The sequence below is a fragment of the Monashia sp. HAY1-5C genome (assembly GCF_056755255.1).
This window is the reverse complement of record NZ_JBPGXG010000064.1, coordinates 1-24416: the sequence shown is the minus strand read 5'-3', so window position 1 is coordinate 24416 and position 24416 is coordinate 1. Positions and strand designations below refer to the sequence as shown.

Below are 24416 nucleotides of genomic sequence, written 5' to 3'. Positions count from 1 at the left end.
GATCAGCCCGTCGTCCTGCAGGATGAACCGCCACACCACGGCCACAGCGACGATGCTCGTCACGACCGGTGTGTAGAACCCCACTCGGAACGCGGTGCGGAACCGATGGATCCCGCTGTTCAACGCCAACGCGAGGGCCAGCGCCACGATCATGGTGAGCGGAATGCCGACGACCACGAAGTAGGCGGTGACGACCATCGACTTGCGGAACTGCGGATTGCCGAAGAGGTCGGTGTACTGCTGGAGGCCGACGAAGTCGACGCCCAGCGGGTCCTGAACGTCGCGGCTGGTGAAGTCGGTGAACGACATCAGGAACGAGGACACCAGTGGGACCAGCATGAAGATCGCGAAGGTGAGCACGTAGGGCAACGCGAACAACCAGCCCACCAGCGCCTGCTTGCGGCGCCGCCCCTGGGACGCCTTCGTCTGATCCGTCGGGTCCGCCCGGCCAGCACCAGTGACGGTGCCGGCCGGGACCAGAGCGCGTGGCATGGTCAGCCTTGCGTGCCGATGGAGTCGGCGGTGGCCTGCAGGCTCTGCATCGTCGTGGCCGGGTCCGCTCCGGACTTCACGATCTGCTCGAGAGCGGCGTCGCCGGCGTCGCTGACCTGGCTCCAGGCTGGGATCGCCGGCGGCGCCTTGGTGTCGGTGAGCTGTTCACCGAAGACCGAGAGCACCGGGTCCTTTGCCAGCGCCGGGTCCTTCCAGGCGGTCTTCGAGGCGGGCAGGTCGCCGAGCGTCCGCTGCCACTTGACCTGGACCTCCGGCTTCATCAGCCACTGGATGAACTTCCACGCCGCGTCCTGGTTCTGGCTCTTCTTGAACACCACCAGGTCGCCTCCGCCGACGAACGAGGTTGACGACTTGTCCGCGGGGATTCGTGCCACGCCGATCTTGTCCTTGATGGCCGGTCCGCCAGCCGTGACGAGGGTGCCGAGGTAGCTCGGACCGCCGAGAATCATCGGGATCGAGCCGTTCACGAAAGCGGCGTCGGGGGCGCCTGCGCCGGTGTCGGGAGCGGTTGTGGCGATCTTCTCGGTGAAGAAGCTCTGGTAGCGCTTCATCGCGTCGACCCATGCAGGGGTGTCCAAGGTCCACTTCGTCTGGTCTGCGTTCATCAGGTCGGCGCCGGCCGACCACATGAAGGGAAGGACCGACCCGAAGGAGCTGGGGCCGCCTGCCGGAAGGTTGATCCCCCACTTGGCTCCGGCCTTGGTCTGCATCGCCTTTGCCATGGCCTTGAAGTCGGCCCAGGTGGAGGGGAACGTGGTGTAGCCGGCCTTCGCGGCGAGGTCCTTGCGGTAGTAGACCACCCGCGTGTCGACGTACCACGGGACGCCGTAGGTGGTGCCGTCGATCTGGGTGGACTTCACGGCCGACGAGAAGTTGTCGCTGGTGTCGATGGACGTCGGTGTGGGCGCGAAGGCATCGGCGAAGTCGCTCATCCACGTGGTGCCCATGTGGGCGATGTCCGGAGTCGAGCCACCGGCGATCGCGGTCTGGTACTTGTTGTGCGCTGCGTCCCACGGGATCGCCGTGACCTTGATCTTCACATCCGGGTTGAGCTTCTCGAACTCCTCGGCAAAGGCCGGCAGGGCGGCCGCCTCCTCCGCCTGGGCCCAGACGTTGAGCGTTCCCGTCGCGGGACCTGCGGCGACCGTCCCGGCCGGCGCCGGCGCCTGCGACGCCTCGCTGTTCCTGCCGCATGCCGTGAGCAGTATCGCGGCGGACACGAAGATGACCACCGCGCCCTTTGCCTTCATCTGCAACATCGATGTTTCTCCATCCATCGTCGGTGATGCTGTATGCCGTCGCGGGCGTGCCGTGACGATGTGCAGCCAGGGGGCTTCTGCAGAGGCGACGGTCCATTGACCGTGACCCTGCGTGGTCAGGGCCTCGTGGGCCGTGAGCGGCTGGCGCTGCGCCCGCTGGTCAGAGCGGACGATCGCCTTCAGCTGTCGATCCCGCGCCAGATCCGGGTCGTCGGAGGCGCCGTGCGCCGCTGCGGGATGGGCCGGACCTGACCCCGACCTGCCGTCCGGGCGCTCTCGGGCATGGAAGCCATTGCTCGCTCCTTCCGATGAGCCGTGCACGTCAATGCGCTTAGATCCCGCCTACAAGCGTTATTTAAGCGCATTGATCACGCCGCTGACAAGAGCTCCGGCCGACCGGATTCGAGCACCCCGCCGTCCTCAGGCGACGAACATCCGCGCCCTGTCTAAGCGCATATGCTTCAGGTCAGGAGGTGCCTCTGGTGACCAAGGGTCCGACGGTGTATGACGTCGCGGAGCGAGCTGGTGTGTCGATCGCAACGGTGTCGTTCACCTTCCGGCGACCCGGGAAGGTGAAGGAGTCGACACGCGAGCTGGTCCACGCCGCCGCCCGAGAGCTCGGCTACATCCCGAGCGGCAGTGCGCGCGGGCTGGCAGGTGGTCGAACCGGCGCCCTGGGCTTGATATCACTGGACTACCGGCCAGTCGCTCCCCTCGAGCTCGCACACGTCCAAGACCCGGGAGCGACCGATCCGAACGCGGACTACCGCTTGTTCCCGCAGTTCGTGGACGAGGTCCAGCGCGGGGTCGAGCAGGAGTGTTGGCGCCGCGGGTACGCCGTCATGATCGCCGGCGCCAGGCCCTCCAACGCCGAGGCGGTGCTCACCGACATCGCAGGCCGGGTTGACGGTCTAGCCCTCTTGTTCTCCGGCATGGCGGAGCACGTGGACCTGCGCCACATCGCCGAGCGGCTGCCGGTAGTGCTCATGTCTCAGCCCGGCGATGACACGCTGAGCCGGGTCTGCGTGGACAACGCGGCAGGAATAGACGCGCTGACCGCGCACCTGGTGCAGGTACACGGCATGCGCGACCTGCGCTTCGTCGGCCCGACCTTCGACTCAGACCGCAAGGAGCGTTTCGAGGCGCTCCGAGCCGCGCTGCGGGCCGCTAAACTTCCCGTGCCCACCGAACCGATGGCCGCGGCCGGCAACTATCGAGAAGCCATCGCGGATCTCGCACAGCGTCAAGCAATCCCCGACGCGTTCGTGTGCGCCAACGACGAGGTTGCGCTGGCGCTCATGGACGCCCTGAGGGAAGCCAAGATCGACGTGCCCGGGCAGGTTGCAGTGACCGGCTTCGACGGGGTCGTCGCCGGGCGACTGATCTCCCCACAGCTCACCACCGTCCGCCAGCCGATGGAGGCCATGGGGGCGACGGTGGTGCGACTCCTCATCGACCGCATCGAACAACCCGAGACCCCAACGGCGTCCGATATCCTGCCCGTCCAGCTCGTTCTCCGGGAAAGCTGCGGTTGCCCTCCCCAACAGCCACGTCCCGTCTGACCCTCAGAGATCCGGATCATGAGCTGATTCGGTCGGCCCCCGCTGACCGCGGGGGCCCCCTCACCACGTTGACATGTCGAGACTTCCTGTTGGTGTTCGGACACGTCGATCAGCACACGCCGCGGAGAACAGAACGCGACCATGCCGGTTGGCCTCGGAGTCGAGACCAACCGGCTGCAGGTCGCAACAGGTCAGGCGTGCGTGCCTGACGACACCTCGTCCTGAGTGAGGACGAGACGGTCGCCGTCCCAGCTGACGGCGTACGGGTCCGTGATCTCGCCGACGAACTGACCGTCGGACTCGTTGCGGAAGGCGAGGAACTTCGTCTCGCCGGTCTCGCGGTCGTCGATGAACTTGCCGACATAGAGCGTCGGGTCGTCGATCAGGCGGGCCCCCGCGATGTCGTACGGCCCGAGCGGCGACTTCGCCGAGGCGATCCACACCCCGCCCGGTGTCCCCGTCGCCTTGGTGGCCTCCGAGGCGTCGCCGGCCAGGCAGTTGAAGAGCAGCACCTCGCGGCCGTCGACGACGTGGGTCTGGAAGACCTCGAGCTGCCCGAACCCCTGCCCCGGTTCCGAGAGCGGCTCCCGCAGCTCCCAGGTCTCGAGGTCTGCCGACCACGCGTGTCCGACAACGCCCCGGTCGACCGTGTCCGACGGGTCGCCCGCCGGCCCCTGAGCCGACCGTGCCGTAATGAGCATGTGCCACCCGTCGCCGTCGGGGTCGGCGAACACCCACGGGTCGCGGAACGCCTCGTCGTGCCAGTGCCCGTCGGAGAACTTCTCGTACCACCGCGGGTCGGCCGACAGCACCGGACCCGGCGCCTTGTCCCATGTGAGCAGGTCGGTCGACGTCGCATACCCGATCGACTGGACGTTGGCGCCGGTCCCCGCTACCGCAGTCGACCCGGTGTAGAACATGAACCACCGGCCGTCCGGATGCCGCACCACCGACCCGGTCCACGTCGCGAGGTCGTCGAACGCCGGCGCGTCCGAGCGCACGAGCGCATCGACGACGCGTTCCCAGTGGACCAGGTCGGAGGACACCGCGTGCCCCACGGACGCCCGGTAGTGCCGGGCGTCCGGGTCACGCAGCGAGCGTGAGGCGTAGAGGAAGAAGAGGTGGTAGTCCGACCCGTCGTCGACGAGCCAGAAGTCCCACACCCACGCCTCGGGAAGCTTGAACACGATCAGCCTTTCACGCCACTGCTGGCGATGGAGTTGATGAACGAACGCTGGAAGGCGATGAAGAGGACGAGGACGGGAGCGGTGATCATCGACGCGTACGCCATGATCTGCCCCCACGAGGTGTTGAGCTGCTTGAAGTAGTCGATACCCACCATGACCGGTCGCAGCTCCTCGGACTGCACCGACATGAGCGGCCAGAGGTACTGGTTCCACGTCGGCAGGAAGGTGAGGATCGCGACGGTCGCGACGGCCGGGCCGGCGAGCGGCATGACGATGCTGCGGTAGATCCGGAACCACCCTGCGCCGTCGACCTTGGCCGCCTCGTCCAGCTCCTTGGGGATGGAGTCGAAGTACTGGTAGAAGAGGAAGATCGAGAACGCGTTGGCGACGAACGGGATGATCTGCACCTGGTAGGTGTCGAGCCAGCCCTCGCTGATCCCGTCGGGCCCGAGGAATGGCAGCTTGTTGACCCACCACAGCAGCGGCAGGGCCAGCGTCTCGAACGGCACGATGAGCGTCGCGAGGATCAGACCCAGGACGAGCCCGCTGCCCTTGAACCGGATCCGGGCCAGCGCGAACGCGGCCATCGAGTTGACGACGACCCCGAGGACGACCGTCACGACGGTGATGATGATCGAGTTGATCATGAACTGCGCGAACGGAACTCGTCCAAACACGCCGTTGTAGTTGTCGAGCGAGATGTCCCCGGTGGGCAGGAACGCCTTGATGCTGCCGAGGTCGCTGAAGATCTGCAGGTCCGGCTTGAAGCTGCTGACGAACATGAAGAGCAGGGGCAGCCCGAACACGAGGCAGAGCACGATGCGGCCGAGGAGCGCGAGCAGCCAGCGTGGGCCGAGTGGCCGCTCGCGCCGCCCACGGTGTGTCTCGGGGGCGGTCGGCTCAGCGATGTCGAGCCGACCCCCGGTGCGGGTCGAGGTGGTCGTGGCACTCATCGGACGACGTCCTTGTCTCGGGTGAAGTAGCGCTGGACGAGGGTGACGGCCAGCACGAGCACGAAGAACACGAGTGAGATCGCCGAGGCGTAACCGGTCTGCTGCTGCTGGAACCCGGTGCGCACCGCCATGAGCACGACCGTCGACGTCGAGTCGAGCGGACCGCCCTGGGTCATGATGTTGACCTGGGTGAAGAGCGCGAACGCCGCGATCGTGATCGTGATGAGGATGAACGTCCGCGTCTGCCGCAGGCCGGGCCATGTGACGAAGCGGAACTTCTGCCACGTGCCGGCCCCGTCGAGCTCGGCCGCCTCGTAGAGGTCGGCCGGGATCGTCTGCAGCCCGGAGAGCCAGATGACCATGTGGAAGCCCATCGCCTGCCACGCCGACATGAGGATGATGGCGATGAGCGCCGTCTTCGGGTCGCCGAGCCAGTCCGGCCCGACGATCCCGAACTTGAGCAGCACCTGGTTGATGAGGCCGTTCTTCTGGTACATGAACAGCCACAGCATCGACACGACGACCATCGAGGTCACCACCGGCAGGAAGTAGACGGTCCGGAAGAAGTTGACCCCACGCATCTTCACGTTGACGAGCAGCGCAAGACCGAGCGCGCAAGCCGACTGCACCGGCACGATGACGGCGGCGAAGATGATCGTGTTGCGCAGCGACGCCCAGAACGTCTCGTCCTCGAAGAGCCGGACGAAGTTGTCGACCCCGATGAACTCCGCCGGCCGTGGGCTGATCAGCCGCGCGTTGGTGAACGCGAGACCGAAGGTCAGCCCGATCGGCACGAGGAGGAACGTGGTCAGCAGGACCGCCGCCGGCGCCAGCATGAGCAGCGCCGTCGTCGTCGACGAGCGGGAACCTTGGATTGGCTTGCTCTTTCGCGTGGTGACGGCCGAGGCCTTCTCAGTCGCAGTGATGGTCGTCATCGTCCATCTCCTTTCGTGGAGGGTCGAGGATGGATGCCGCCGAACGGGCGCACGTCTGGGCGTGTCGAGCGCACCCGCCCGGCGGCATCCGGCTCGTCACCAGCTCACTGGAAGTACCCGTTGGACTTCTGGTTGGCGTCGATGTCCTTGACTGCCTGGTCGAGCGCCTGCTTGGGGTCGGCACCGTTGAGGATGTCCTGGGCGGTCTTGGTGAACTCCGTTGCGATGAACGGGTATCCGGGGGTCACGGGGCGCAGCACGGCGAACTTCTTGGCGTAGTCGAGGAACACCTGGTTCTCGCCGCCCTGCTCGTAACCCTTGACCTGGGCGGCCGCGGCGTCGGTCGCCGGGATGTTGTTCGTGTCGCGGGCGACGCTCGCGACGTACTTGTCCTGCGCCGCGAACTTCATGTAGTCCATGGCTCCGGCCGGGTCGGAGCAGTTCGTCGAGACGCCCCACTGCCACGAGCCGCCACCGATCTTCGGGCCGTTGCCGAGGTCCGGCGGCGGGAGGAAGAGGGTGTCCTTGCCGAACGCCTTGCGTGCGTCGACGGCGGTCCACGTGCCGTTGTAGAGCATCGCGGACTTTCCGTTGATGAAGTCCTTGGCCGGGTCGGCACCCGACTTGAGCGGCACGAGCCCGTCGGTCACGAGGCTACGGAACCACTTGGCCCACTCGACCGCCTTGGGCCCGTTGAGCGCACCCTCGGCCGACTTGTAGTCGGTGCGGTTGATGAGGTCACCGCCGAAGCTCTGCAGCATCGGCGAGTACGCGTAGGGCCACCACTCACCGGTGAAGCTCGTCGCGATGTCGAGCGGGTTCTGGAAGTCGCCCGAGGCCTTGATCTTCTTGAGAGCCGCCTCGAACTCGTCCTTGGTCCAGGGCTGGTCGACCGTCGGGACGCGGATGCCGTACTTGTCGAGGATCGTCTTGCGCGTGACCATGACGAGCGCGACGTCGTAGTAGCCGTACGAGTACGTCTTGTTGTCGTACTTGCCGATGACGGTCGGGAGGAACTTCGACAGCGTCGAGTCGAGGCCCTCGAGCGGCGCGAGGTAGCCGGCCCAGGCCCAGTTGGGCACGTTCGGGCCGTCGATGTCGAGGATGCACGGCAGTTTCTTGGACGCGGCTGCCGCGACGACCGACTGGTTGTAGGAGTCCTGCGGGAAGGCCTGGATCTTGACCTTGTACTTCTTCTGGCTCGCGTTGTAGTCGTTGACGATCTGCGTGATCGCCGCGAGCTCGCCCTTGTTGCCGGCGTTGTGGGTCCACATCGTCAGCTCACCGCCGCCGGCGCCGCCGGAGGAGGAGCTGCTGCCGCCCTTGGAGCAGGCGGCCATCGTGAGGGGCAGCGTGACCGCGAGAAGTCCGACGGCAACGCGCGTGGTGGTCGAGGTGAGCTTCATTGGTTCCTCCGGGTCGTCAAAAGGTCTCTTCTGCTAAAACCTTTCAGCCCGAGACCGTAGTGGATGACGAGCACCGCGCACAAGACTTTGCTAAAACCTTTCCACCAGCACGCACGGCGCCTGAGAGAGCTACCCTGGGGTACGCTCCCAGCAGGCGCCCGTTGAGGAGCCCACACGGCATGGCACAGGCACACGGACGACACGGAAGGGATGGCGCCGTGAACAGACGAGCGACGCTGGCCGACGTCGCCGAGCGCGCGGGGATGTCGAAGACCGCCGTGAGCCTCGTGCTCAACAACCGCCCCGGCTCACGCCTGTCCGCCGACGCCGTGGCCCGCATCCACAAGGCCGCCCGCGAGCTCAACTACCGCCCCAACCCGGCCGCCCGCTCCCTTCGCCTGGGCAAGACCGGCACCTTCGGCTTCATCTCCGACGACGTGACGGTGACCCGCTTCGCATCGGCCATGATCAGGGGGCTGCTCGACGTCGCCGACGACCATGACCAGGGCCTGCTCATCGCCGAGACGTTCAAGCACCCCAAGCAGCTCGACAAGGCACTGGCGTTCATGATCGACCGCCAGGTCGACGGGCTCGTCTTCGGCGCCGTCGCGGCTCGTCTCATCGACCTGCCGACGCTCCCCCAGGGCCTGCCCGCCGTGACGGTCAACTGCGTCAGCCCGACCGTTCCGGCCTCCATCCTGCCTGACGAGGAGAAGGCAGGGTATGCCGTCGTCCGCGAGCTCCTCGACGCCGGCCATCGCGACGGCATCGCCATCATCGGCAACGCACCCGTCGCCCGCGTCACCCCACGGGTCTCGGTGACGATCGGCCACCGCTTCGACGGGATCCACCGAGCGCTCGACGAGGTCGGGGTCACGCCGGTCGCGATCGCCGACATGGAGGAGTGGGAGCCGTGGAACGCCTATGACGCCACCAAGCGTCTCCTCGAGTCCGGCGCGCCGATCACCGCCGCGCTGTGCCTCAACGACCGCGTCGCGTTCGGCGTCCAGCAGGCGCTGGCCGAGCACGGTCTGCGCGTGCCCGACGACGTGTCCATCGCCTCGTTCGACGACGACGAGATCGCGTCGTACATGCGGCCGGCGTTGACGACCGCCCGGCTGCCCTACGAACAGATGGGTCAGCGGGCCATGGAGCTGCTTCTCGCCGACGACGAACCTGCCGGGGTGCACCTCCTCGAGATGCCCCTCCAGGTGCGCGCCTCCATCCGCCCGCTGACCTGATCGGGCCCGAGTCACCTCTTGCGCGGCTTCTTGACCTGGCCGCTCTTGGCAGGAGATGGCGCTCGACCCTTCTTGGCAGGCGTGCGGGTGTGGCCCTTCTTGCCGGCCTTGCCGGTCGCGCCGGGCTTGCTGGCGCGGTTGGTCGGGCCGTCCTCGCCGGCCCCGTCACCCTCGCGGTGTCGGTCGTCCCCCTCGCCTTCCTGGTCGTCCTGGTCGTCCTCGTCGTCCGCATCGCCCGACTCGTCGTCGGGCAGCACCTTGTCGATCAGCTCGCGGGCCTTGTCCGCGACGGTGCCGGCGACCGACTCCGCCACGTCGGTCACCTTCTCGACCTTCTCCTCGACGGCCTCGACCACGTGCTCCACCTTGTGCTCCACGACGTCGGTCGCCACGGCCTGCACCGCCTTGCCGGCGCCCTCGACGGCCACCTCGACGAGGCTGGGGCCACCCCGGGCCTCGAGGTCGAGGCGGTTCGTGGCCTCGGCGAAGCGCAGGTAGGTGTCGACGCTGCTGACCACGATGCGCGCGTCGAGGGTCAGCAGCTCGATGCCCAGGACGGAGACGCGCACGTACGCGTCGATGACGAGACCCTTGCCCAGGATGATCTCGATGACGTCGGCGAGCCCGCTCGGCGCAGGGCGTGCCATGTACCCCGATCCACGCTCTGGCATCACGGCTCCCTCGTGAGGTGACAGCGTTCAGGCGCCCGCGGTGGCTCCCCGCGGGCAGGCGGGTGCCCGGGCACGGCAGCACCGCCCCCGCCGGATGCGGATGTGCCGTCGGATGTGCCGTTGGAAAGTGCGAGCCGTCACGCCCCCTCCGCGTGGCGGTCCGATGCGTCAGGTGCCGGTCGCTCCGGGCCCGGGCACCGACAGCCGGTCACCCACGGCGTCCGCGCGCACCGACGAGCGGGCCGTCCGGACCGCACCGGTCACCGGCTTCAGAGCCTCGGCGGCCGGCTTCGCGAGGCGGGCCAGCACCTTGGCCCACTCGGGGAACAACCTCGGCACGGCCACCGCGGCCGCGACAGCCGCAGCACCTGCGAGAACGAGACCCTTCTTCACGCCGCCTCCTCACGTAACCCCGAGTGTGAGCTCGTCATGCGCGGGCGACTTTCTTCCTGGCCCTGCGAGACTTCTTGGCCGCGTCCTTCTTGGCACCCTTCAGCGCCTTTGCCGCGTCCTTCTTCCCCCGCCTCAGCAGCTTCCCGGCCTCCTCGGCCGGATGCCGCGCAGCCCGCGGCAGGGCCAGCAGGGCCCCCAGCGAGGCGAGCCGGCGCGCCAGCATGAGGACCGGTATGCCGAGCGGCAGCAGCAGGACGGTCACGCACAGCAGCACGCCGACGAGACCGACGACCCCCGAGAGTATCCAGACAACACCAGCAGCCAGCCAACGGAGCGGTTTCATCATCGTCTCCCTTCGAGCGCCACAGCGCTCCCGGGGCTGACATACCCAGAACGCGAGATCTGCAGCGGAACTCGCGTCATGCGCGCAAAGGACGGACGTGTCGAAGATCACCGGTTTCGGGTACGTCCAGCATGCGACGTCTCGGGGGCTGTGACGTCGTGACCCGGCCCCATCCCCTCTTCCAAGGAGCCCGCGATGAGCGAAACGCACAGCGACATGCAGACCCGCCCGCCAGCCGCGAGCACGACCGCCGGCGGCGCGGGCGGAGGGGCGCTGTCCCCCCTGGTCACCGAGCAGGGCAGGACGACCATCGCCGACACCGTCGTGGCCAAGATCGCCGGGATCGCGGCGCGCGAGGTCTCCGGCGTCCACGCCCTCGGCGGCGGTGCCGCCCGCGCCGTCGGTGCCCTCCGCGAGCGCATCCCCGGTGGCCGCACCAACCACTCGATGGGGGTCTCGGTCGAGGTGGGTGAACGACAGGCCGCCGTCGACCTGCAGCTCGTCGCCGACTACGGCGTCTCCATCGCCGACCTCGCCCAGGGCATCCGCCGCAACGTCATCACCGCTGTCGAGCGCATGACGAGTCTCGAGGTGACCGAGGTGAACATCGAGGTCCAGGACGTCTTCCTCGAGAGCGACGGCTCGACCGACGACGAGGCGCAGGGGCAGCAGAGCGAGCCCCGCGTCCAGTGACCGGAGACCCGGACGTGCCCGGCGAACCCGCGGCTCCCGAGACGGCCGACGCCGTGCGCGCGGCGGTGCTCGGCGTGCCCGGCGTCGCGGGCCTGCACGGGGGTGCGTTCGGCGAGGTGGCCACCCACTACCCCGGTCGCAGCGTCCCGGGCGTCCAGGTGCGCCCCCAGAGCACCACGGTGCACGTCGTCCTGGACTGGGGTGTCCCCGCGCAGGCGACGGCGACCCTGGTCCGTGCGGCCGTCACGGGGATCACCCACACGCCCGTCGACGTGGTCGTCGCCGACGTCACCGCTCCGGGCGAGAGCTCCAAGACCTCCGAGACCTCCGAGACCTCGGCGACCTCCGCGACGGTGGCGACGGCCCCGGCGCAGGAGCCCTGATGCCTCCCGGCGGGCCCGCCGACCCGACCGCGCGCGCCGAGTGGGTTCGGCAGCGGCGGCGGGCGGCGGCCGCCCACCACCCCGACCGGGGCGGTGAGGTCGACACCTATCTGTCGGCGCTGGCCGCCGTCGACGCGGCCTTCGGTCTCGTGGACGAGCCGACGGGGTCGGCCGGATCGGCCGGACGCCCCCGGCGCGCCGGAGACTCGACGTCCCCGGCACCCGAGGTCGTGGTGCGACGTACCTGGCGAGGGTCACGGATGCGCCTGACCCGCCGGAGGCGTCGCCTCATGAGAACGGTCCGCACCCGGCTGCCGCGCTCCTTCCCGGGGTCCGGCCGCCGCACCACAGACATCTGAACCGCCCGTCGACCCGTCGCCGGACCGGCCGACCGTCAAAGGAGATCGGTATGCCAAGCTCAACGATCGGACTGCTCGCCGGCCTGCTGCTCGGGGTCGCGGCCGCAGCGGGAGGCTTCACCGGCTTCCTCATCGCCCTCGTCCTCGGCGCTGTCGGCTTCCTCGTCGGTGGCCAGCTCAACGGCGAGCTCGACCTGTCGAGGATGATGGGTGGGCGTCGCCGTGAATGAGGAGAGCTCCTCCGCGGCCTCGGGCAGTACGGCGACCGCCACGGCGACGCCGACGCTGCCGGAACCCGCGGAGCGGGGCCGCCTCGACATCGCCGAGCAGGTCGTCGAGCGCATCGCCGCCATCGCCGCCTGCGAGGTGCCCGGAGTCCGCAGAGTCGGTACCGGGCTCGACGGCGTCGTCGGACGGCAGTACCCCAAGGCCAAGGCCGAGGTGGCCGGGGGCCATGCCCGCGTTCGCCTGGATATCGCGGTCACCTGGCCCTCGCCGCTCGGACGTACGGCGGCTGCCGTGCGGGACCGGGTCCGCGAACAGCTGACGTCCCTCGTGGGCCTGAGCGTCGACGCCGTCGACGTGACGGTTGCGACCGTCCCGCCCCCTGCCCGGTCCGACCAGAGGAGGGTCCAGTGAGCGCAGACGTGTCCACCCCGACGCCGAGAAGCCGCAGCGAGCGGCCTCTGCCGGCGGCCAAGCTGCCCCGCAGCACCGGCGGCATCGCGGCCCTCGGGATCCTGCTCGCGCTCCTGGCGACGGCAGTCGGTGTCCTCGCGGTGCGCGACGCCCTCGCCTACGGCGGGGTGCTCCGGTCCGAACCGCTGCTCCATCCCCTCGCGAACACGCTGCAGGGCCTGCGACCGCGGGCGTGGACGGTCGTCCTCGGCGTCGTCCTGGCCCTCGTCGGTCTGGCGCTGCTGGTCAAGGCGCTGCGACCCTCGGCGCCGAAGGTCGTTCCCGTCGTCGCCCGCAGCGGCGTCTTCCTGCGTCCCCGCGACGTCAGCCGCCTCGTCGAGACCGCGGTGGAGGGGGTGGACGGCGTGCTCGGCGTGCGCTCGTCGGCAACGCCACGGCGCGTGTCGCTCGCCATCCGCTCGACCGGTGAAGAGGGCGTGGCCGAGCGCGTCCGTGAGGTGGCCACGGACCGGCTGCAGCCCCTCGCGAAGCAGCCGACGGTGCACATCCGCACAGAGGGGGCCAACCGATGACGCGCGCGACCCTCGCCTTCGACCGGGTCATGACGGCGCTGGTCGGACTGGCGCTCCTTGCCCTCGGAGTCCTCGGGATCCTCTGGTGGGCGGGCCGACTCGGCTCCGCGCCGACCGAGCTCGACCTCGGCAGCATCCGAGGGTGGCCCCGGCAGCAGTGGTGGCCGTGGGCGCTCGGCGCAGCCGGCGTCGTCGTGGCCCTCATCGGCCTGCGCTGGCTGTTCTCCCACCTGCCACGCGGCGGCGTCAGCCACCTGACGCTGCCCGGCTCGGGCGCGCAGGGCAGGCTCCTCGTGGCCGCCGGCCCGGTCGTCGACGCCGCTGCCAGCGCGCTGGCCGACACCCCGGGTGTTCGTTCGGCCCGGGGGCGCATCGACCACGACCGCGGTCAGATCGTCGCCCACTTCGACGCGACCATCGAGCGCGGTGCCGACCTGCGCCGGGTCGCCGCCGCCGCGGACGAGGTCACGGGCCAGCTGCAGTCGGCTCTCGAGCGTCGGGACCTGACCTCCCGCGTCATGCTCCGGACCGCCGGTGGCAACCGCCCGATGCCCCGCGTGTACTGAGGTGTCCTGGGCTACAACAGCCGGCCGAGCGGCCCGAGGTCGAGGTTGAGGTCGTCGGTCGTCAGGCCGTACCGCTCCTTGAGCTCGTCCATTGCCTGCTCGAGGTGCATGAGCCCGAGGCCGAGCCCCTCGACCTGCTCGTCGGTGAGGTCGCCCTCCTCCACCCGGCGCAGCGCCTGCTTCTCCATGAGCTGGCGGATGAGCTCGACGATGGTGAGGACGAGCTTGAGCAGGTCCCGGGCCACCGCCTCGGAGTCGGTCTCCAGACGCTGAGGCAGGAGGGCGTGCGGCAGGGCGAGGTCGGGGATGGGGTTCGAGCCGGCGCCGGGGCCACCGCGCGGGCCGCTCCGACCTTCCGGCGCCGCGTCGTCCCAAGGAGATCCGCTCACGTGCGCCCCGCCTCCCGGTCGCGCTCCATCTCGGCCCGCACCGTCGTCACCAGCAGGTGCAGACGGATCTCCACGAGGTCGACACCGGCGAGCGACACCACGACGTCGCCGGCGACCACGACCCCGGTACCGAGCAGCCGGTCGAGCAGGTCGACGAGTGCGACCGGAGCCAGCTCGCGCGTCGGTCGCTGCGGCCGCGGCTGCCCGCCACCGACCTGGGCCGCACCTTCGGAGTGGAGGGTCGTCACGGGTCGTCGACCATCGCGAACGAGTACGGGGGCCACGGGCCGCGTCCGTCGAGCACCACGTCGGGGTGGCGCTGCGCCAGGTCGGCCAGCGTCGCCTCGAACGTCTCGATGTCGTCGTCGCGGACGAGGTAGGCGGCGTTGAGCACCATGGTGCCCTGGTGACCCGAGAGCCGTGGGTCCTGGCCGGGGAGGCGACGGCTGGCCCGGGCCCGCTGCGCGAGCGCCTCGTCGACGGTGTGCGCCGTCGCGGCCGCATGCTCGTCCGCGTCAGCGCGACGCATCGTCTCGGCCTTCTTGCGCCGGAGGTACTCCGCGCCGGTCAGACGAGCGGGTTCCCCTGTGCCCTCGGACGACTCGGGCCGGGTCATCACCTTGACGCTCCACTCGACACAGCCCTCGACCCGGTCCAGGGCCGTCGTGAGCGGCTCGTACCACTGCCGCAGCCGGGCACGCACGGCGTCGTCGTCGAAGCAGATGGTCGCGAACCGCAGGGGGGCCGTGGGCGCCCACTCGGCCGCCGCGTGGATGACGGCGTCGTGCGCCCTGACGGTGGACTCCAGCCAGCCGAGGTCCTCGAGGTTGCGCCGCAGCGCGGCCTCGCCGAAGGCGGCCATCGGGACGGTGCTGACGACGGCGGCGAGGTCCTCGTAGGCGACGAGCTCGACGTCTCGTCCGCCGATCCCCTGCACCTGTGCCAGCGCGTCCTCGGGCAGGGCCCGGCAGACCGCGTAGAGGTACCGTCCGGAGTCGCGGATGAGCTCACCGGTCGCCTCACCGGTCGCCTCATCGGTCGCCTCACCGGTCGCCTCGGCGGTCGGGAGGTCGGGCTCCTGCGACGTCGTCATCGCCATCTCACGTCTCCCTCAGGACGACGTCCCGCGCGAGCGCCGCCGGCCGGCGTCGGCGTCGGCCTCATCGTCCGTGGTCTCAGTGGTGTCCGACGCGTCGGACTCCGTGTCGTCGGAGGCGTCCCCATCCGATGCGTCGCGGCCCTCGAGCTGGGCGATCCGTTCGCGCAGCAGCCGGTTCTCCTCGTCGAGGCCGCGCTCGCGAACGGTGAGCATCGGGTCGTGGCGCCACCAGTCGATCCCCATCTCGTTGGCCTTGTCGACGGAGACGACGAGCAGCCGAAGCTTGATGGTGAGCAGCTCGATGTCGAGGAGGTTCACCCGGATGTCACCGGCGATGATGATGCCCTTGTCGAGCACCCGCTCGAGAATGTCGGCGAGGGTCGCCGGCTGGGTGCCGCCCGTCGGACCCGTCTGGGCGGCGTAGTACTGCCGGGGCGCGGGTCCGTTGGCCGAACGCGCCGCGGCCGGCGCCCGGGATGCGGACGCCGGGTCGGTCGTGCTCTCCGTCATCCGCGGTCCTCCCCGGCATCGCCACGCACGTAGCGGGCGGTGCGCTCGTAGCCGACGAGCTCACCCGACGCGTCGAGGGACACCTCGTACACGGCGAGGACGTCGGTGGTGCTGGGGATGCGCTGCATCTCGAGAACCTCGACCTCCACGTGCCACTCGCCGTCCACCCGACGGATGCCGACGATGCCCTCGAACTCCTTGCCCGTCAGCTCCGCCAGCTCGAGCGCGGCCAACCGAGCGGCCCGCCGCCCGCTGATCCGCGGGTGCGGGTGGTGCCCACCGCCGTCGTGGTGCTCGTCATGGTGCTCGTCACGGTGCGCGCCATGGTGCGCGCCGGCCGGTGCCTTGGCAGCCTTGGCGGAGGGCCGGCGTCCGGTGCTGCCGCTCCTGCGCTGCGACTCGTCGCTGCCCTGGTCCGTGTCAGCCATGGCGTGTCCTCTCCTGGGCCTCCATCAGCCGGTCGATGAGCTCATCCTCTCGCGCCGTGGCGGTGGCGTCGTCGATCTCGCCGGCCTCGCGGAGGCGGTCGATCTCCTCGAGCTCGCTGCGGATGGTCGCGGGGTCATAGTAGATCTCCTCGGCCTGGTGGAGGATCTGCTCGGCCACCGCGGTCAGGCCCCGCAGCGGTGCGAGCGGAAGAGTGAGGATGCCGCTGATCAGGCCCATGGTCGTTCCTCGACGAAGTCGTAGGGGGCGAGGGGCCCGAGCAGCCGCAGGCTGAGGCGCTCGTGCACCGACTCCGCGAGCTCCTCCAGCACGTCGACGAGCTCGCCCATCCGACTCTCCTCCACGAGCAGGGCCACGTCGAGGACCTGGGTGGCCGAGGGAGGGGTCCGGACGAGGTGCTCCACGGCCAGGGGCACGACGACGTCGAGCACCATGTCGGCGTCCTGCGCGCTGCGCTGCTCGAGACCCCTGGCCACGAGCTCGCCCAGTCGCACGCGCTCACGGTAGGACGCCTCCTCGGGCACCCCGCGCGTCCGCTCCCGCAGCTCGCGGATCTCGGGGTCGCCGGCGATGAGGTCGGTGAGGGCCGCCTCCTCCACGGGGCTGACGCGGAGGTTGAACTGACGCCGGCCGCGCAGGCTCTCGAGCAGCGCGACGAGGTGCTCCTCGTTGGACGCCATGAGCTCGGCCACGACCGTGTCCGGGTCCGGGAGCACCGACCCGAAGCGGACCGGGGCCACCGGGCCGACCTTCGCCAAGGCGTCGAGGACTGCCTGGTAGGCGAGGAGGTCGGCCCGGCGCCCCAGTCTGCGGTCCCCGTCGACGGGCGACACCGCCGCGGCGAGGTCGCCGGACCGGACGAACTCCACCCGCTGCCCGTCCACCCCGGTCAGGTCCTGACCGCCGTCGTGGCGCTGCAGGTCTGCTGCCGGCAGGACGCCGTAGACGACCAACGCCTGGTCCATGTCGACCTCGATGGACGGGTCGTCACCCACGACTGCACCCATGGGGTCCACGGGCCGTCAGCGGGCCGACGAGGAGGACTTCTTGGCGGGTCGGCGTTCCTCGTCGTGGCTGTTCTCCTCGTCGTTGTCGTCGTCGCCCCGGGTCAGGGCACGCTTGACGCCCTCCACCGCGCCTCGGGTCTTGCCGGTCGCGCCGCTGCGCTGCATGTCGTGGACCATCTCACCGAGGTCCTTCCCGCCCTTCTCGTAGAGGTCGAGGCGGTTGGTCGCCTCGGCGAAGCGCAGGTACGTGTCGACGCTCGCGATGACGATCCGTGCGTCGACGGTCAGCAGTTCGATGCCGACCAACGAGACCCGGATGTACACATCGATGACGATGCCCTTGTCGAGGATGATGTCGATGACGTCGGCGAGCCCACTCGGAGCGGGGCGCGCCAAGTAGCCACCTCCACCGCCGCCTCGGCGCTGTGTCTGCACGGTCATGCTGGACCTCCTGGGTCGAGGGTGTCGGCTGGTTGCTCAGTGCGCGGAGCGGCGTCGCGCGGCTCGCTTCTTGGGTGCTGGAGGCTCCTCCTCGGGCTCCTCGTCCACGGGCTCGTCATCGACCGCCTCGTCGTCCGACTCGTCGGACGTGTCGTCGTAGGCCTCCTCGTCGTAGGCGTCCTCCTCGGTGTCCTCCTCGGACTCCTCGAGGTCCTCGTCGGCGTAGTCCTCGTCGGAGCTGCCCTCGTCCGCGTCTGCGGCCGAGTCCTCGTCCTCCACGCTCTCGTCCTCGGTGTCGTCCTCGTTCTCGTCCTCGTAGTCCTCGTCGTACTCCTCGTCGCCGCCACCGGAGTCGTCGTCGAGGTCGTCGACGTCCTCGGCGGTGTCCTCGCCCTCCTCGTCGTACTCGTCCTCGGGCTCGTCACCGGCCTCCTCCTCGGACTCGTCACCGACGGCCTGGTCCTCGTCGGAGTCCTCCGCGCCGAGGTCCTCGTCCTCGGAGCCCTCGTCCTCGGAGCCCTCGTCCTCGTAGCCTTCGTCGCTCTCGTCCTCGGAGCCCTCGTCCTCGGAGCCCTCGTCCTCGTAGCCCTCGGCCTCGTCGGAGCCCTGCTCGTCGGAACCTTCCTCCTCGGTGCCCTGCTCTGCGCCCTGCTCGTCGGCCTCGCGCTCCCGGGCCTCCTGCTCCATCGCGTCCTCGTGCGACGTGACGACCTCGCCGTTCTCGATGGTGCCCCGCCAGCCCTCGACGGCGTCGGGGTCCAGGATGGTGCGGGTCATGACGTGTCGCTGGAAGTGCTTGAGCTCCAAGCGGGCCCGTCGGCCCTGCGCGCGCCAGAGGTTGCCCGTGCGCTCGAACAGGCCCTGGGGGTAGTACTCGAGCACGACGATGATCCGCGTCAGGTTCGGTGCCAGCTCGTGGAACGTCACGGCTCCGTCGACATGTCCCTTCTTGCCCTTGGAGCGCCACACGATCTGCTCGTCGGGGACCTGCTCGAGGATGGTCGCCTCCCACTCACGGTGCGACCAGAAGATCTGCGCCTTCCACTCGATCTTGTTGTCCTCGGCGGCATCGACGTTCTCGACCTTCTTCATGAAGGTCGGGAAGGCGCCGAACTCGGTCCACTGGTTGTAGGCCACCCGCAGCGGGACGCCGACGTCGACCTGCTCGATGATGTTGGTCGACTTCGTGGCCTTCGAGCCCCCGCCGGAGCCGGAGCCTGAGTCGCCGCCCAGACCGGGCAGTGCCTCGGTGACCTTGTCCTTCACCCCGGACACCGCGCCCTTGAGCATTCCCATGATCGGGCTCTGGCCCTTGAGCGCAGAGGTCCCGCCGCCCACTGCTGCCTTGACCGAGGGGTTGCCGCTGGCCATGCCCTCGAGCCGGTCGGTCAGGCCGCTCACCCGGTGTCCCAGCGAGCCCATGGCCCGCTCGCCGAGGACCTTCAACAGGCCACCGGACGCGTCCTTCAGACGCGCGCCTCCACTGCCGCTCATGGCCGTCACCGACCCTTTCCGGACGGACGCTTTGCCGCCTTCTTCGCCGAGACCTTCTTCATCGGCACCTTCTTGGCGACGCCGCGCGGTGTCGCCCGCTTGCCGGCGGCTCCGGAGCGCGAGGACTCCTCGCCCGCCGAGCCACGCGAGCCCTGGTCAGCGCTCGCCTCGGACTCGTCGGACTCCTCGGACTCCTCGGAGTCGTTCTGCTGGTCCTGCTGGTCCTGCTGGTCCTGCTGGTCCTGCTCGGCCGCCTCACCCTGGTCGTCCGAGTCGGATCCCGTCAGGCCCAGTGAGCCCGTCACTCCACTGACGGCCGAGCCGACGTCGCCGGCGCCCCCGCCCTGCTCCTGCTCCTGCTCGGAGCCGTCCTTGGACTCCAGCGTCTTGGTCAGCTTCTCCACCCGGGACGCCATGGCGACGAGCGCAGCCTCGCGCGCCACCTCCACGAGGCGGCCGGTGAGCTGGTTCTGCAACGCCTTGAGCTGTGGGTTGCTCTCGATCAGCTTCGATCCCTGTGCCAGCAGGTCACCCCGCTGGGCAGCGAGCTTGCGCCCACCCAGCATGCCGGCCAGGGCCATGGCGAGACGGAGCTTCTTGGTGCGTCCGAGCAGGTATCCGCCCGCTACTCCGAGGACGATCTTGGTCGGTGCTGAAGACATAGATTCAAGCCGCGATGCTGCCGATCCGGCGGCACGTCGCGGCCACCTCCTTCGCAGACTGAGGTACCCGACGATGCGATTCATCTAACGGTAAAGACGCCGTGGCTCAACCGTTCCGGGCCGGCTGGGCGCCCTCGGCGGAGCCCCCGGCGGGCAGGCGTGGGCGGGCTCCCGGGACGAGTGTCGAGGGCGCCCGGGAGACCGCGTAGGCCGGCGTCTACGCGGGTTCGAGCAGGCTCACCAGCCGGCGCATCATGGACACGCTCGGGTAGGTCTCGTCGCGCATCTTCTCCATGAGGACCGCCGCGTACGCCGGCACCTCGTCCGGGAGCAGCAGCTCCTCGAGGAAGTCCATCATCGTGCTCGACGGGTAGAGGTCCTCGGCGACCTTCTCCAGCAGCAGGTCCACCAACCGGGCGCGGGCGTCGATGTCGTCTCTGTTCGCCATGGGTCTGCCTTTCGGTTCGGGCTCGCACGTGCGAGAAGGGTCGTCGCACCCCCGCCATACCCACGGCGCACGACTCTGACGCGAGCGCCGGTGGGCGGCGCAGCCCGCCGGACCGCGTGGTCCGTGGGCGTCACCGTGTGCCCTGCACCGGCTCCTGCGCGCCCTCCCGGGCAGCCTCCTGGGCCGGCTCCTGCACGACGATGGACAGCCGCCGCAGGAGGAACAGCACCATCGCGGCGAAGTCGTTGTCGGCCGTCTCGCGCTCGACCCGTTCCCAGTCGACCTGCTCGCGCAGCGCCCGCAGGACGGGCAGCAGCTGGGCCACGTCGCAGTAGTGCTCGTCGAGGGCCGCGAGCTTGTGAACGACGAGCTCGGTGGCCTCGAGCACCGGCATCCGGACCGACAGCACCTCCATCGGCGTCGCGCGCTCGACCTCGTCGCGGTGGACGGGGCCACCGACCGGGCCGTGGATGATGTCGACCATCGCTCCGTCGGTGAAGACCTTGAAAAGCCAGTCCTCCGGCGGCTGCACGACCTCGAAGTCGTGCTCGGCGAGGTACTGCGCCACCTGGTCGGCATCCTCCTCGGCGACGAGGAAGTCGACGTCGTGCGCCGGCTCCGGTCCCCCGCGGGCCCACGCGGCATAGCCACCCATGAGCGCGAACGGCATCCCGGAGTCCTTGAGGGCCACGGCGACCCTCTTGAGCGCCTCCCGGAGGTCCTGGGCGTCATCGGCTGCCATGTCGATGGCTTACCCACGTCGGGCACCGTCACCTCTCCCCGTGCGCTGCGGCGTCCGGTCGGGTAGGGCGCCCACATGAGAGTGGCGACCTTCAACATCCTCAACGGGCGGGTGCCGACCGACCAGCACGTCGACCTCGACGGGTTCCGGAGGGCGATCCGGCAGCTGGACGCGGACGTCCTCGGGCTGCAGGAGGTCGACCGCAACCAGCACCGGTCCGACAACGCCGACCTCACCGCGATCGCCGCCGAGGCGATGGACGCCCCCGAGCACCGGTTCGTCGCGGCCCTGTCGGGCAGCCCGGGCGCGACGTGGGTCGCCGCCACCGGTGAGGAGCAGCCCGACGCCGCTGCCTACGGCGTGGCGCTGCTCTCGCGGTTCCCGGTGCACGGCTGGCGGGTCGCCCGGCTGGCCCCGGTGCCCGTGCGGGTGCCGATGATGTTCCGGGGCCGGATGCGGCCCGAGCTGGTGCGCGACGAGCCGCGGGTGGCCGTCCTCGCCGACATCGAGTCTCCCGAAGGACCGCTCACCGTCGCGACGGCGCACCTGTCGTTCATCGACTGGTGGAACGGCCGGCAGTTGCGACGGCTCATGGCCGACGTCGCCGGCGAGGACGGCCCGTTCGTCCTGACGGGCGACCTCAACATGGGGCCGACGCGCGCACGGCGGCTGACCCGGATGCGCTCGGCCGTCGACGCACCCACGTTCCCGGCCGACTCGCCCGGGCAGCAGATCGACCACATCCTCCTGCGCGGCAGGGTGCGCGCACTGTCGGGCGAGGCGGTGCCCCTGCCGGTGTCCGACCACCAGGCGCTCGCCGTCGAGCTGACGCTGACGTCGTAGCCCTCCCGGGCCCGGTCGAGGCGGCCGGCGGGCTCAGGCCTCGACGAGTCGCTGGGAGACGCCGATGACGTGCGGCTCGCCCTCGACGCTCACCCTGACCCGCGAACCGACGGCCGGTGTCCGGCCGCCGAAGGCGCGAGCCGACAGGACGGTCGACGTGCCGGACCCGTCGTCGAGCCGCAGCTCGACGAGCGCGTCGTGGCCGTAGTACGCGCACCGCGTCACCTCGGCCACGGGGCCTGCGGTCGCGGCGCCGGCCGCGTCGAGGCGCAGCTGCTCGGGCCGGATGAGCACCTCGCAGGCGCCCGTGCCGCGCGCCGAGGCGACGGGGAGCGTGCCGAGCGCGCACGTCACGGCGCCGTCGTGCAGCTGGCCGGCGAGGAAGCAGGCCTCGCCGAGCGACACGGCCGACCGCCGGTCGGAGGGGGCGCGGTACACCTCGGCCGGGGCCCCGACCTGGCTGAACCGGCCGTCGTGCATGATCGCCACCTGGTCGGCGAACGAGAGCGCCTCGGCCTGGTCGTGGGTGACGAGGACGACCGTGGCCTGCTCGTGGGCGAGCGCGACGGCGACGGCATCGCGCGTCGCCACGCGCAGCTCGGGGTCGAGGGCCGAGAAGGGCTCGTCGAGCAGGACGATGCGGGGGCGTCGGGCGAGGGCGCGGGCCAGCGCGACGCGCTGCTGCTGGCCGCCGGAGAGCTGGTCGGGACGACGCGTGGCGAAGTCGCCGGGCAGACCGACGAGCTCGAGCAGCTCGGCGACGCGCGCCCCGGCCCGCCGCTCGCGGCGCGGCAGCCCGTAGGAGATGTTGGCGGCGACGTCGAGGTGCGGGAAGAGGTTGCCCTCCTGGGCGACGTAGCCGAAGCCGCGACGCTCCGGGGCCACCCAGACGCCCGGACCGGCGACGACCTCGTCGCCGACGCGCACCTGGCCGGCGTCGGGACGCAGGAACCCGGCGACGACGCGGAGCAACGTCGTCTTGCCGCACCCGGAGGGGCCCAGTACGGCCGTCGTCGTGCCGGACGGCACCGTGAGGTCGATGCCGTGGAGCACGGGCGTGCCCTGGTGCGAGGCGGTGATGCCCGAGAGCTGGAGCGTCTTCACGTCTGGGGTTCCTCGTTCTTGCCGTGGAGCAGCAGGTAGGTCAGGGGCGCGGACAGGAGCACGAGCGCAGTGGCGTACGGCGCGGCGGCGGCGTAGTCGAGGGAGGCGCTCGCATCCCAGAATGCCGTGGCGAGGGTCTGCGTACCCGTCGGTGCGAGAAGAAGCGTCGCGGTCAGCTCGGTGCTGACGGCGATGAACACGAGGGCGAAGCCGGCCATCGTGCCGCGGAGCATGAGCGGCAGCTGGACCCGCAGGAACGCCCGGACCGGCCCGTCTCCGAGGGCCCGGGCGGCGTCGCCGAGCTCGGGGGGCACGGCCGCGATGGCGGCGCGCGTCGCGACCATGGCCCGGGGGATGAACAGGACGACGTAGGCGAGCACGAGCACGGTCGTCGTCTGGTAGAGCGGGCGGGCCAGACCGATGGTGAGGGTGATGAGGGCGAGCGCGACGACGACGCCGGGCAGCGACGCCGCGAGGTAGGTGACCCGCTCGACCGCGACGGCGAACCACGTGCGGTGCCGGGCGATGAGCCACGCGGCGGGGACGGTCGCCAGCGAGGTCACGGCCGCCGCACCGAGGGCGAGCGCGAGCGTCGTCCACAGGGTCGGACCGAGGTTGGCCGGCTCCATCGCCTCGTCGGCGCGCAGCAGCCACCGCCCGAGGCTCCAGGCCGGCACGCCGACGGCGAGCACCGTGAGCCCGCCGACGACGACGAGCGCGGCCGGCGTCCAGCGGCCGAGCGCCGCGGGCGCGGCCCGCCGCGCCGTGCCCGAGCCGACACGGGCGTACCGGGTGCGTCCGCGCGCCAGCAGCTCGACGGTGAGGACCGTGACGGCGAGGCCGATGAGCACGACGGCGAGGACGCTCCCGGACCGGCTGTCGAAGGCCACCTCGAACTGGTCGAGGATCGCCGTCGTGAAGGTCGGGAAGCGCAGCATCTCGAGGGCGCCGTACTCGGCGAGCAGGTGCAGCGCGACGAGGAGGACGCCGCCGAGGAGGGCCGGCCGCATCTGGGCGAGGCCGACGCGCAGGAAGGTGCGCCACGGGCCGAGGCCGAGGGCGCGGGCGGCCTCCTCGAGCCCGCGGTCACCGGTGCGCAGGAGCGCGGCCACCGGGAGGAAGACGAAGGGGAAGTAGGACAGCGACGTGACGAGGACGGCACCGGCCAGGCCCTCGAGCCCGGGCACGAGGGCGGACCACGCGAAGCTGTTGACGAACGCCGGGACGGCGAGCGGCGCGACGAAGGCGACCCGCCAGAACGAGGCCCACGGCAGCGAGGTGCGCTCGACGAGCCAGGCCGTACCGACACCGAGCACCGTCGACACGACACCGGTCAGGCCGACGAGCGCGACGGTGTTGCCGAGCAGCTCGCCCACTCGGGGCCGCCACACGAGGGCGAGCGCCTCGCCGGCACCGGACTCGAGGGCCTTGACCACGACGACGACCAGCGGCAGCGCGCAGAGCAGGGCGACGACGAGCGCCGCGCCCCGCAGCGCCGGCGAGGCCTGCCCCCCGGACCTGTCTCTTATACACATCTGACGCTGCCGACGACGGA

The 24416-nt window shown here is 70.4% G+C and carries 33 protein-coding genes; 10 read left to right on the top strand and 23 right to left on the bottom strand.

All coding sequences use genetic code 11. The features are described 5' to 3' along the window. Together ACR9ZK_RS11495 and ACR9ZK_RS11490 are read right to left on the bottom strand one after the other, a co-directional pair. On the bottom strand, positions 1-492 hold a 492-nt coding region (locus ACR9ZK_RS11495), incomplete at its 3' end, for a carbohydrate ABC transporter permease (protein ID WP_481342050.1). 2 nt (positions 493-494) lie between these two features. Further along, positions 495-2093 (bottom strand): sugar ABC transporter substrate-binding protein, encoded by a 1599-nt coding sequence (locus tag ACR9ZK_RS11490; protein WP_481342049.1) that lies wholly within the window; start codon positions 2091-2093, stop codon positions 495-497. Between the two features lie 179 nt (positions 2094-2272). Here ACR9ZK_RS11490 and ACR9ZK_RS11485 point away from each other — a divergent pair, with 179 nt between their 5' ends. Next, on the top strand, positions 2273-3334 hold the full coding sequence (locus tag ACR9ZK_RS11485) for a LacI family DNA-binding transcriptional regulator (protein ID WP_481342048.1): 1062 nt from the start codon (positions 2273-2275) through the stop codon (positions 3332-3334). Positions 3335-3525: 191 nt separating this feature from the next. On the opposite strand, the gene ACR9ZK_RS11480 is transcribed toward ACR9ZK_RS11485, so the two are convergent. The 4 genes from ACR9ZK_RS11480 to ACR9ZK_RS11465 all read right to left on the bottom strand — a co-directional run bounded on the left by ACR9ZK_RS11480 (position 3526) and on the right by ACR9ZK_RS11465 (position 7815). Further along, a complete protein-coding gene (locus tag ACR9ZK_RS11480) occupies positions 3526-4521 on the bottom strand; it encodes a glycosyl hydrolase family 32 (protein ID WP_481342047.1) in 996 nt (331 codons plus the stop codon). A 2-nt stretch (positions 4522-4523) separates the two neighbouring features. Next, positions 4524-5474: a carbohydrate ABC transporter permease gene (locus ACR9ZK_RS11475; RefSeq protein ID WP_481342046.1), complete on the bottom strand. Its 951-nt coding sequence runs from the start codon at positions 5472-5474 to the stop codon at positions 4524-4526. Further along, positions 5471-6409, bottom strand: coding sequence for a carbohydrate ABC transporter permease (locus tag ACR9ZK_RS11470; protein ID WP_481342045.1), 939 nt, complete (start codon positions 6407-6409; stop codon positions 5471-5473). Before ACR9ZK_RS11470 ends, ACR9ZK_RS11475 begins: the two co-directional genes overlap by 4 nt. A gap of 104 nt (positions 6410-6513) precedes the next feature. Then, positions 6514-7815, bottom strand: a complete 1302-nt coding sequence (locus ACR9ZK_RS11465; protein ID WP_481342044.1) for an ABC transporter substrate-binding protein — start codon at positions 7813-7815, stop codon at positions 6514-6516. A gap of 218 nt (positions 7816-8033) precedes the next feature. Here ACR9ZK_RS11465 and ACR9ZK_RS11460 point away from each other — a divergent pair, with 218 nt between their 5' ends. Further along, entirely contained in the window at positions 8034-9056 is a 1023-nt protein-coding gene (locus ACR9ZK_RS11460; protein ID WP_481342043.1) for a LacI family DNA-binding transcriptional regulator, read from the top strand. Positions 9057-9067: 11 nt separating this feature from the next. Here the strand turns inward: ACR9ZK_RS11460 and gvpJ (ACR9ZK_RS11455) are convergent, their stop codons facing one another. The 3 genes from gvpJ (ACR9ZK_RS11455) to ACR9ZK_RS11445 form a co-directional block, all read right to left on the bottom strand. Beyond that, a complete protein-coding gene (gene gvpJ / locus ACR9ZK_RS11455) occupies positions 9068-9703 on the bottom strand; it encodes a gas vesicle protein GvpJ (RefSeq protein WP_481342042.1) in 636 nt (211 codons plus the stop codon). Between the two features lie 192 nt (positions 9704-9895). Beyond that, positions 9896-10120 (bottom strand): hypothetical protein, encoded by a 225-nt coding sequence (locus ACR9ZK_RS11450; protein ID WP_481342041.1) that lies wholly within the window; start codon positions 10118-10120, stop codon positions 9896-9898. A gap of 34 nt (positions 10121-10154) precedes the next feature. Then, positions 10155-10574, bottom strand: coding sequence for a hypothetical protein (locus tag ACR9ZK_RS11445; RefSeq protein WP_481342040.1), 420 nt, complete (start codon positions 10572-10574; stop codon positions 10155-10157). Between the two features lie 84 nt (positions 10575-10658). On the opposite strand from ACR9ZK_RS11445, the gene ACR9ZK_RS11440 reads away from it, so the two are divergent. Genes ACR9ZK_RS11440 through ACR9ZK_RS11410 form a run of 7 tightly spaced genes read left to right on the top strand, consistent with a single transcriptional unit; the run spans position 10659 to position 13675 of the window. Then, positions 10659-11156 (top strand): Asp23/Gls24 family envelope stress response protein, encoded by a 498-nt coding sequence (locus ACR9ZK_RS11440; RefSeq protein ID WP_481342039.1) that lies wholly within the window; start codon positions 10659-10661, stop codon positions 11154-11156. 14 nt (positions 11157-11170) lie between these two features. Continuing rightward, positions 11171-11539 carry an Asp23/Gls24 family envelope stress response protein gene (locus ACR9ZK_RS11435; protein ID WP_481342038.1) on the top strand — a complete coding sequence of 123 codons (369 nt, stop codon included), beginning with the start codon at positions 11171-11173 and terminating at the stop codon, positions 11537-11539. After that, positions 11539-11898, top strand: a complete 360-nt coding sequence (locus ACR9ZK_RS11430; RefSeq protein ID WP_481342037.1) for a hypothetical protein — start codon at positions 11539-11541, stop codon at positions 11896-11898. Before ACR9ZK_RS11435 ends, ACR9ZK_RS11430 begins: the two co-directional genes overlap by 1 nt. 50 nt (positions 11899-11948) lie before the next feature. Next, complete coding sequence (locus ACR9ZK_RS11425; RefSeq protein WP_481342036.1) at positions 11949-12128, top strand: DUF2273 domain-containing protein; 180 nt, start codon at positions 11949-11951, stop codon at positions 12126-12128. After that, positions 12109-12537: an Asp23/Gls24 family envelope stress response protein gene (locus ACR9ZK_RS11420; protein ID WP_481342035.1), complete on the top strand. Its 429-nt coding sequence runs from the start codon at positions 12109-12111 to the stop codon at positions 12535-12537. The genes ACR9ZK_RS11425 and ACR9ZK_RS11420 overlap by 20 nt, the downstream gene beginning before the upstream one ends. After that, entirely contained in the window at positions 12534-13109 is a 576-nt protein-coding gene (locus tag ACR9ZK_RS11415) for a DUF6286 domain-containing protein (protein WP_481342034.1), read from the top strand. The genes ACR9ZK_RS11420 and ACR9ZK_RS11415 overlap by 4 nt, the downstream gene beginning before the upstream one ends. Further along, positions 13106-13675 carry an Asp23/Gls24 family envelope stress response protein gene (locus ACR9ZK_RS11410; protein WP_481342033.1) on the top strand — a complete coding sequence of 190 codons (570 nt, stop codon included), beginning with the start codon at positions 13106-13108 and terminating at the stop codon, positions 13673-13675. The genes ACR9ZK_RS11415 and ACR9ZK_RS11410 overlap by 4 nt, the downstream gene beginning before the upstream one ends. 11 nt (positions 13676-13686) lie before the next feature. Here the strand turns inward: ACR9ZK_RS11410 and ACR9ZK_RS11405 are convergent, their stop codons facing one another. The 12 genes from ACR9ZK_RS11405 to ACR9ZK_RS11350 form a co-directional block, all read right to left on the bottom strand. Next, positions 13687-14064 (bottom strand): gas vesicle protein K, encoded by a 378-nt coding sequence (locus ACR9ZK_RS11405; protein WP_481342032.1) that lies wholly within the window; start codon positions 14062-14064, stop codon positions 13687-13689. Then, entirely contained in the window at positions 14061-14312 is a 252-nt protein-coding gene (gvpJ, locus tag ACR9ZK_RS11400; RefSeq protein WP_481342031.1) for a gas vesicle protein GvpJ, read from the bottom strand. The genes ACR9ZK_RS11405 and gvpJ (ACR9ZK_RS11400) overlap by 4 nt, the downstream gene beginning before the upstream one ends. Continuing rightward, on the bottom strand, positions 14309-15163 hold the full coding sequence (locus ACR9ZK_RS11395) for a GvpL/GvpF family gas vesicle protein (RefSeq protein WP_481342030.1): 855 nt from the start codon (positions 15161-15163) through the stop codon (positions 14309-14311). The genes gvpJ (ACR9ZK_RS11400) and ACR9ZK_RS11395 overlap by 4 nt, the downstream gene beginning before the upstream one ends. Before the next feature lie 12 nt (positions 15164-15175). Next, on the bottom strand, positions 15176-15673 hold the full coding sequence (locus tag ACR9ZK_RS11390; protein ID WP_481342029.1) for a gas vesicle protein: 498 nt from the start codon (positions 15671-15673) through the stop codon (positions 15176-15178). Then, on the bottom strand, positions 15670-16101 hold the full coding sequence (gene gvpO, locus ACR9ZK_RS11385; RefSeq protein ID WP_481342028.1) for a gas vesicle protein GvpO: 432 nt from the start codon (positions 16099-16101) through the stop codon (positions 15670-15672). The genes ACR9ZK_RS11390 and gvpO overlap by 4 nt, the downstream gene beginning before the upstream one ends. Further along, entirely contained in the window at positions 16094-16339 is a 246-nt protein-coding gene (locus ACR9ZK_RS11380) for a gas vesicle protein GvpG (protein WP_481342027.1), read from the bottom strand. Before ACR9ZK_RS11380 ends, gvpO begins: the two co-directional genes overlap by 8 nt. Beyond that, on the bottom strand, positions 16330-17115 hold the full coding sequence (locus ACR9ZK_RS11375; RefSeq protein ID WP_481342026.1) for a GvpL/GvpF family gas vesicle protein: 786 nt from the start codon (positions 17113-17115) through the stop codon (positions 16330-16332). Before ACR9ZK_RS11375 ends, ACR9ZK_RS11380 begins: the two co-directional genes overlap by 10 nt. Before the next feature lie 27 nt (positions 17116-17142). Then, a complete protein-coding gene (gene gvpJ / locus ACR9ZK_RS11370) occupies positions 17143-17568 on the bottom strand; it encodes a gas vesicle protein GvpJ (RefSeq protein ID WP_481342025.1) in 426 nt (141 codons plus the stop codon). A 36-nt stretch (positions 17569-17604) separates the two neighbouring features. Further along, positions 17605-19062 carry an SRPBCC family protein gene (locus ACR9ZK_RS11365; protein ID WP_481342024.1) on the bottom strand — a complete coding sequence of 486 codons (1458 nt, stop codon included), beginning with the start codon at positions 19060-19062 and terminating at the stop codon, positions 17605-17607. Between the two features lie 5 nt (positions 19063-19067). After that, complete coding sequence (locus ACR9ZK_RS11360) at positions 19068-19724, bottom strand: hypothetical protein (protein ID WP_481342023.1); 657 nt, start codon at positions 19722-19724, stop codon at positions 19068-19070. Between the two features lie 217 nt (positions 19725-19941). After that, positions 19942-20172: a hypothetical protein gene (locus tag ACR9ZK_RS11355; protein ID WP_481342022.1), complete on the bottom strand. Its 231-nt coding sequence runs from the start codon at positions 20170-20172 to the stop codon at positions 19942-19944. A 130-nt stretch (positions 20173-20302) separates the two neighbouring features. Further along, a complete protein-coding gene (locus ACR9ZK_RS11350) occupies positions 20303-20914 on the bottom strand; it encodes a nucleotidyltransferase family protein (protein WP_481342021.1) in 612 nt (203 codons plus the stop codon). A gap of 75 nt (positions 20915-20989) precedes the next feature. Here ACR9ZK_RS11350 and ACR9ZK_RS11345 point away from each other — a divergent pair, with 75 nt between their 5' ends. Beyond that, the gene (locus ACR9ZK_RS11345; protein ID WP_481342020.1) at positions 20990-21757 is read left to right on the top strand and encodes an endonuclease/exonuclease/phosphatase family protein; all 768 of its coding nucleotides are present in this window, start codon (positions 20990-20992) and stop codon (positions 21755-21757) included. A 33-nt stretch (positions 21758-21790) separates the two neighbouring features. Here the strand turns inward: ACR9ZK_RS11345 and ACR9ZK_RS11340 are convergent, their stop codons facing one another. Together ACR9ZK_RS11340 and ACR9ZK_RS11335 are read right to left on the bottom strand one after the other, a co-directional pair. After that, positions 21791-22861, bottom strand: a complete 1071-nt coding sequence (locus ACR9ZK_RS11340; protein WP_481342019.1) for an ABC transporter ATP-binding protein — start codon at positions 22859-22861, stop codon at positions 21791-21793. After that, the coding region (locus tag ACR9ZK_RS11335) for an ABC transporter permease (RefSeq protein WP_481342018.1) at positions 22858-24416 on the bottom strand (1559 nt) is incomplete at its 5' end. The genes ACR9ZK_RS11340 and ACR9ZK_RS11335, both read right to left, overlap by 4 nt.

Bases quoted from the DNA above. Each gene is read 5' to 3' on its own strand.
- gvpJ (WP_481342042.1), bottom strand. From the start codon at position 9,703: ATGGCACGCCCTGCGCCGAGCGGGCTCGCCGACGTCATCGAGATCATC.
- gvpJ (WP_481342025.1), bottom strand. From the start codon at position 17,568: ATGACCGTGCAGACACAGCGCCGAGGCGGCGGTGGAGGTGGCTACTTG.
- ACR9ZK_RS11430 (WP_481342037.1), top strand. From the start codon at position 11,539: ATGCCTCCCGGCGGGCCCGCCGACCCGACCGCGCGCGCCGAGTGGGTT.
- gvpO (WP_481342028.1), bottom strand. From the start codon at position 16,101: ATGGCTGACACGGACCAGGGCAGCGACGAGTCGCAGCGCAGGAGCGGC.
- ACR9ZK_RS11360 (WP_481342023.1), bottom strand. From the start codon at position 19,724: ATGTCTTCAGCACCGACCAAGATCGTCCTCGGAGTAGCGGGCGGATAC.
- ACR9ZK_RS11475 (WP_481342046.1), bottom strand. From the start codon at position 5,474: ATGAGTGCCACGACCACCTCGACCCGCACCGGGGGTCGGCTCGACATC.
- ACR9ZK_RS11395 (WP_481342030.1), bottom strand. From the start codon at position 15,163: ATGGCGATGACGACGTCGCAGGAGCCCGACCTCCCGACCGCCGAGGCG.
- ACR9ZK_RS11470 (WP_481342045.1), bottom strand. From the start codon at position 6,409: ATGACGACCATCACTGCGACTGAGAAGGCCTCGGCCGTCACCACGCGA.
- ACR9ZK_RS11440 (WP_481342039.1), top strand. From the start codon at position 10,659: ATGAGCGAAACGCACAGCGACATGCAGACCCGCCCGCCAGCCGCGAGC.
- ACR9ZK_RS11380 (WP_481342027.1), bottom strand. From the start codon at position 16,339: ATGGGCCTGATCAGCGGCATCCTCACTCTTCCGCTCGCACCGCTGCGG.
- ACR9ZK_RS11355 (WP_481342022.1), bottom strand. From the start codon at position 20,172: ATGGCGAACAGAGACGACATCGACGCCCGCGCCCGGTTGGTGGACCTG.
- ACR9ZK_RS11410 (WP_481342033.1), top strand. From the start codon at position 13,106: ATGACGCGCGCGACCCTCGCCTTCGACCGGGTCATGACGGCGCTGGTC.
- ACR9ZK_RS11390 (WP_481342029.1), bottom strand. From the start codon at position 15,673: ATGACGGAGAGCACGACCGACCCGGCGTCCGCATCCCGGGCGCCGGCC.
- ACR9ZK_RS11425 (WP_481342036.1), top strand. From the start codon at position 11,949: ATGCCAAGCTCAACGATCGGACTGCTCGCCGGCCTGCTGCTCGGGGTC.
- ACR9ZK_RS11345 (WP_481342020.1), top strand. From the start codon at position 20,990: ATGAGAGTGGCGACCTTCAACATCCTCAACGGGCGGGTGCCGACCGAC.
- ACR9ZK_RS11465 (WP_481342044.1), bottom strand. From the start codon at position 7,815: ATGAAGCTCACCTCGACCACCACGCGCGTTGCCGTCGGACTTCTCGCG.
- ACR9ZK_RS11350 (WP_481342021.1), bottom strand. From the start codon at position 20,914: ATGGCAGCCGATGACGCCCAGGACCTCCGGGAGGCGCTCAAGAGGGTC.
- ACR9ZK_RS11365 (WP_481342024.1), bottom strand. From the start codon at position 19,062: ATGAGCGGCAGTGGAGGCGCGCGTCTGAAGGACGCGTCCGGTGGCCTG.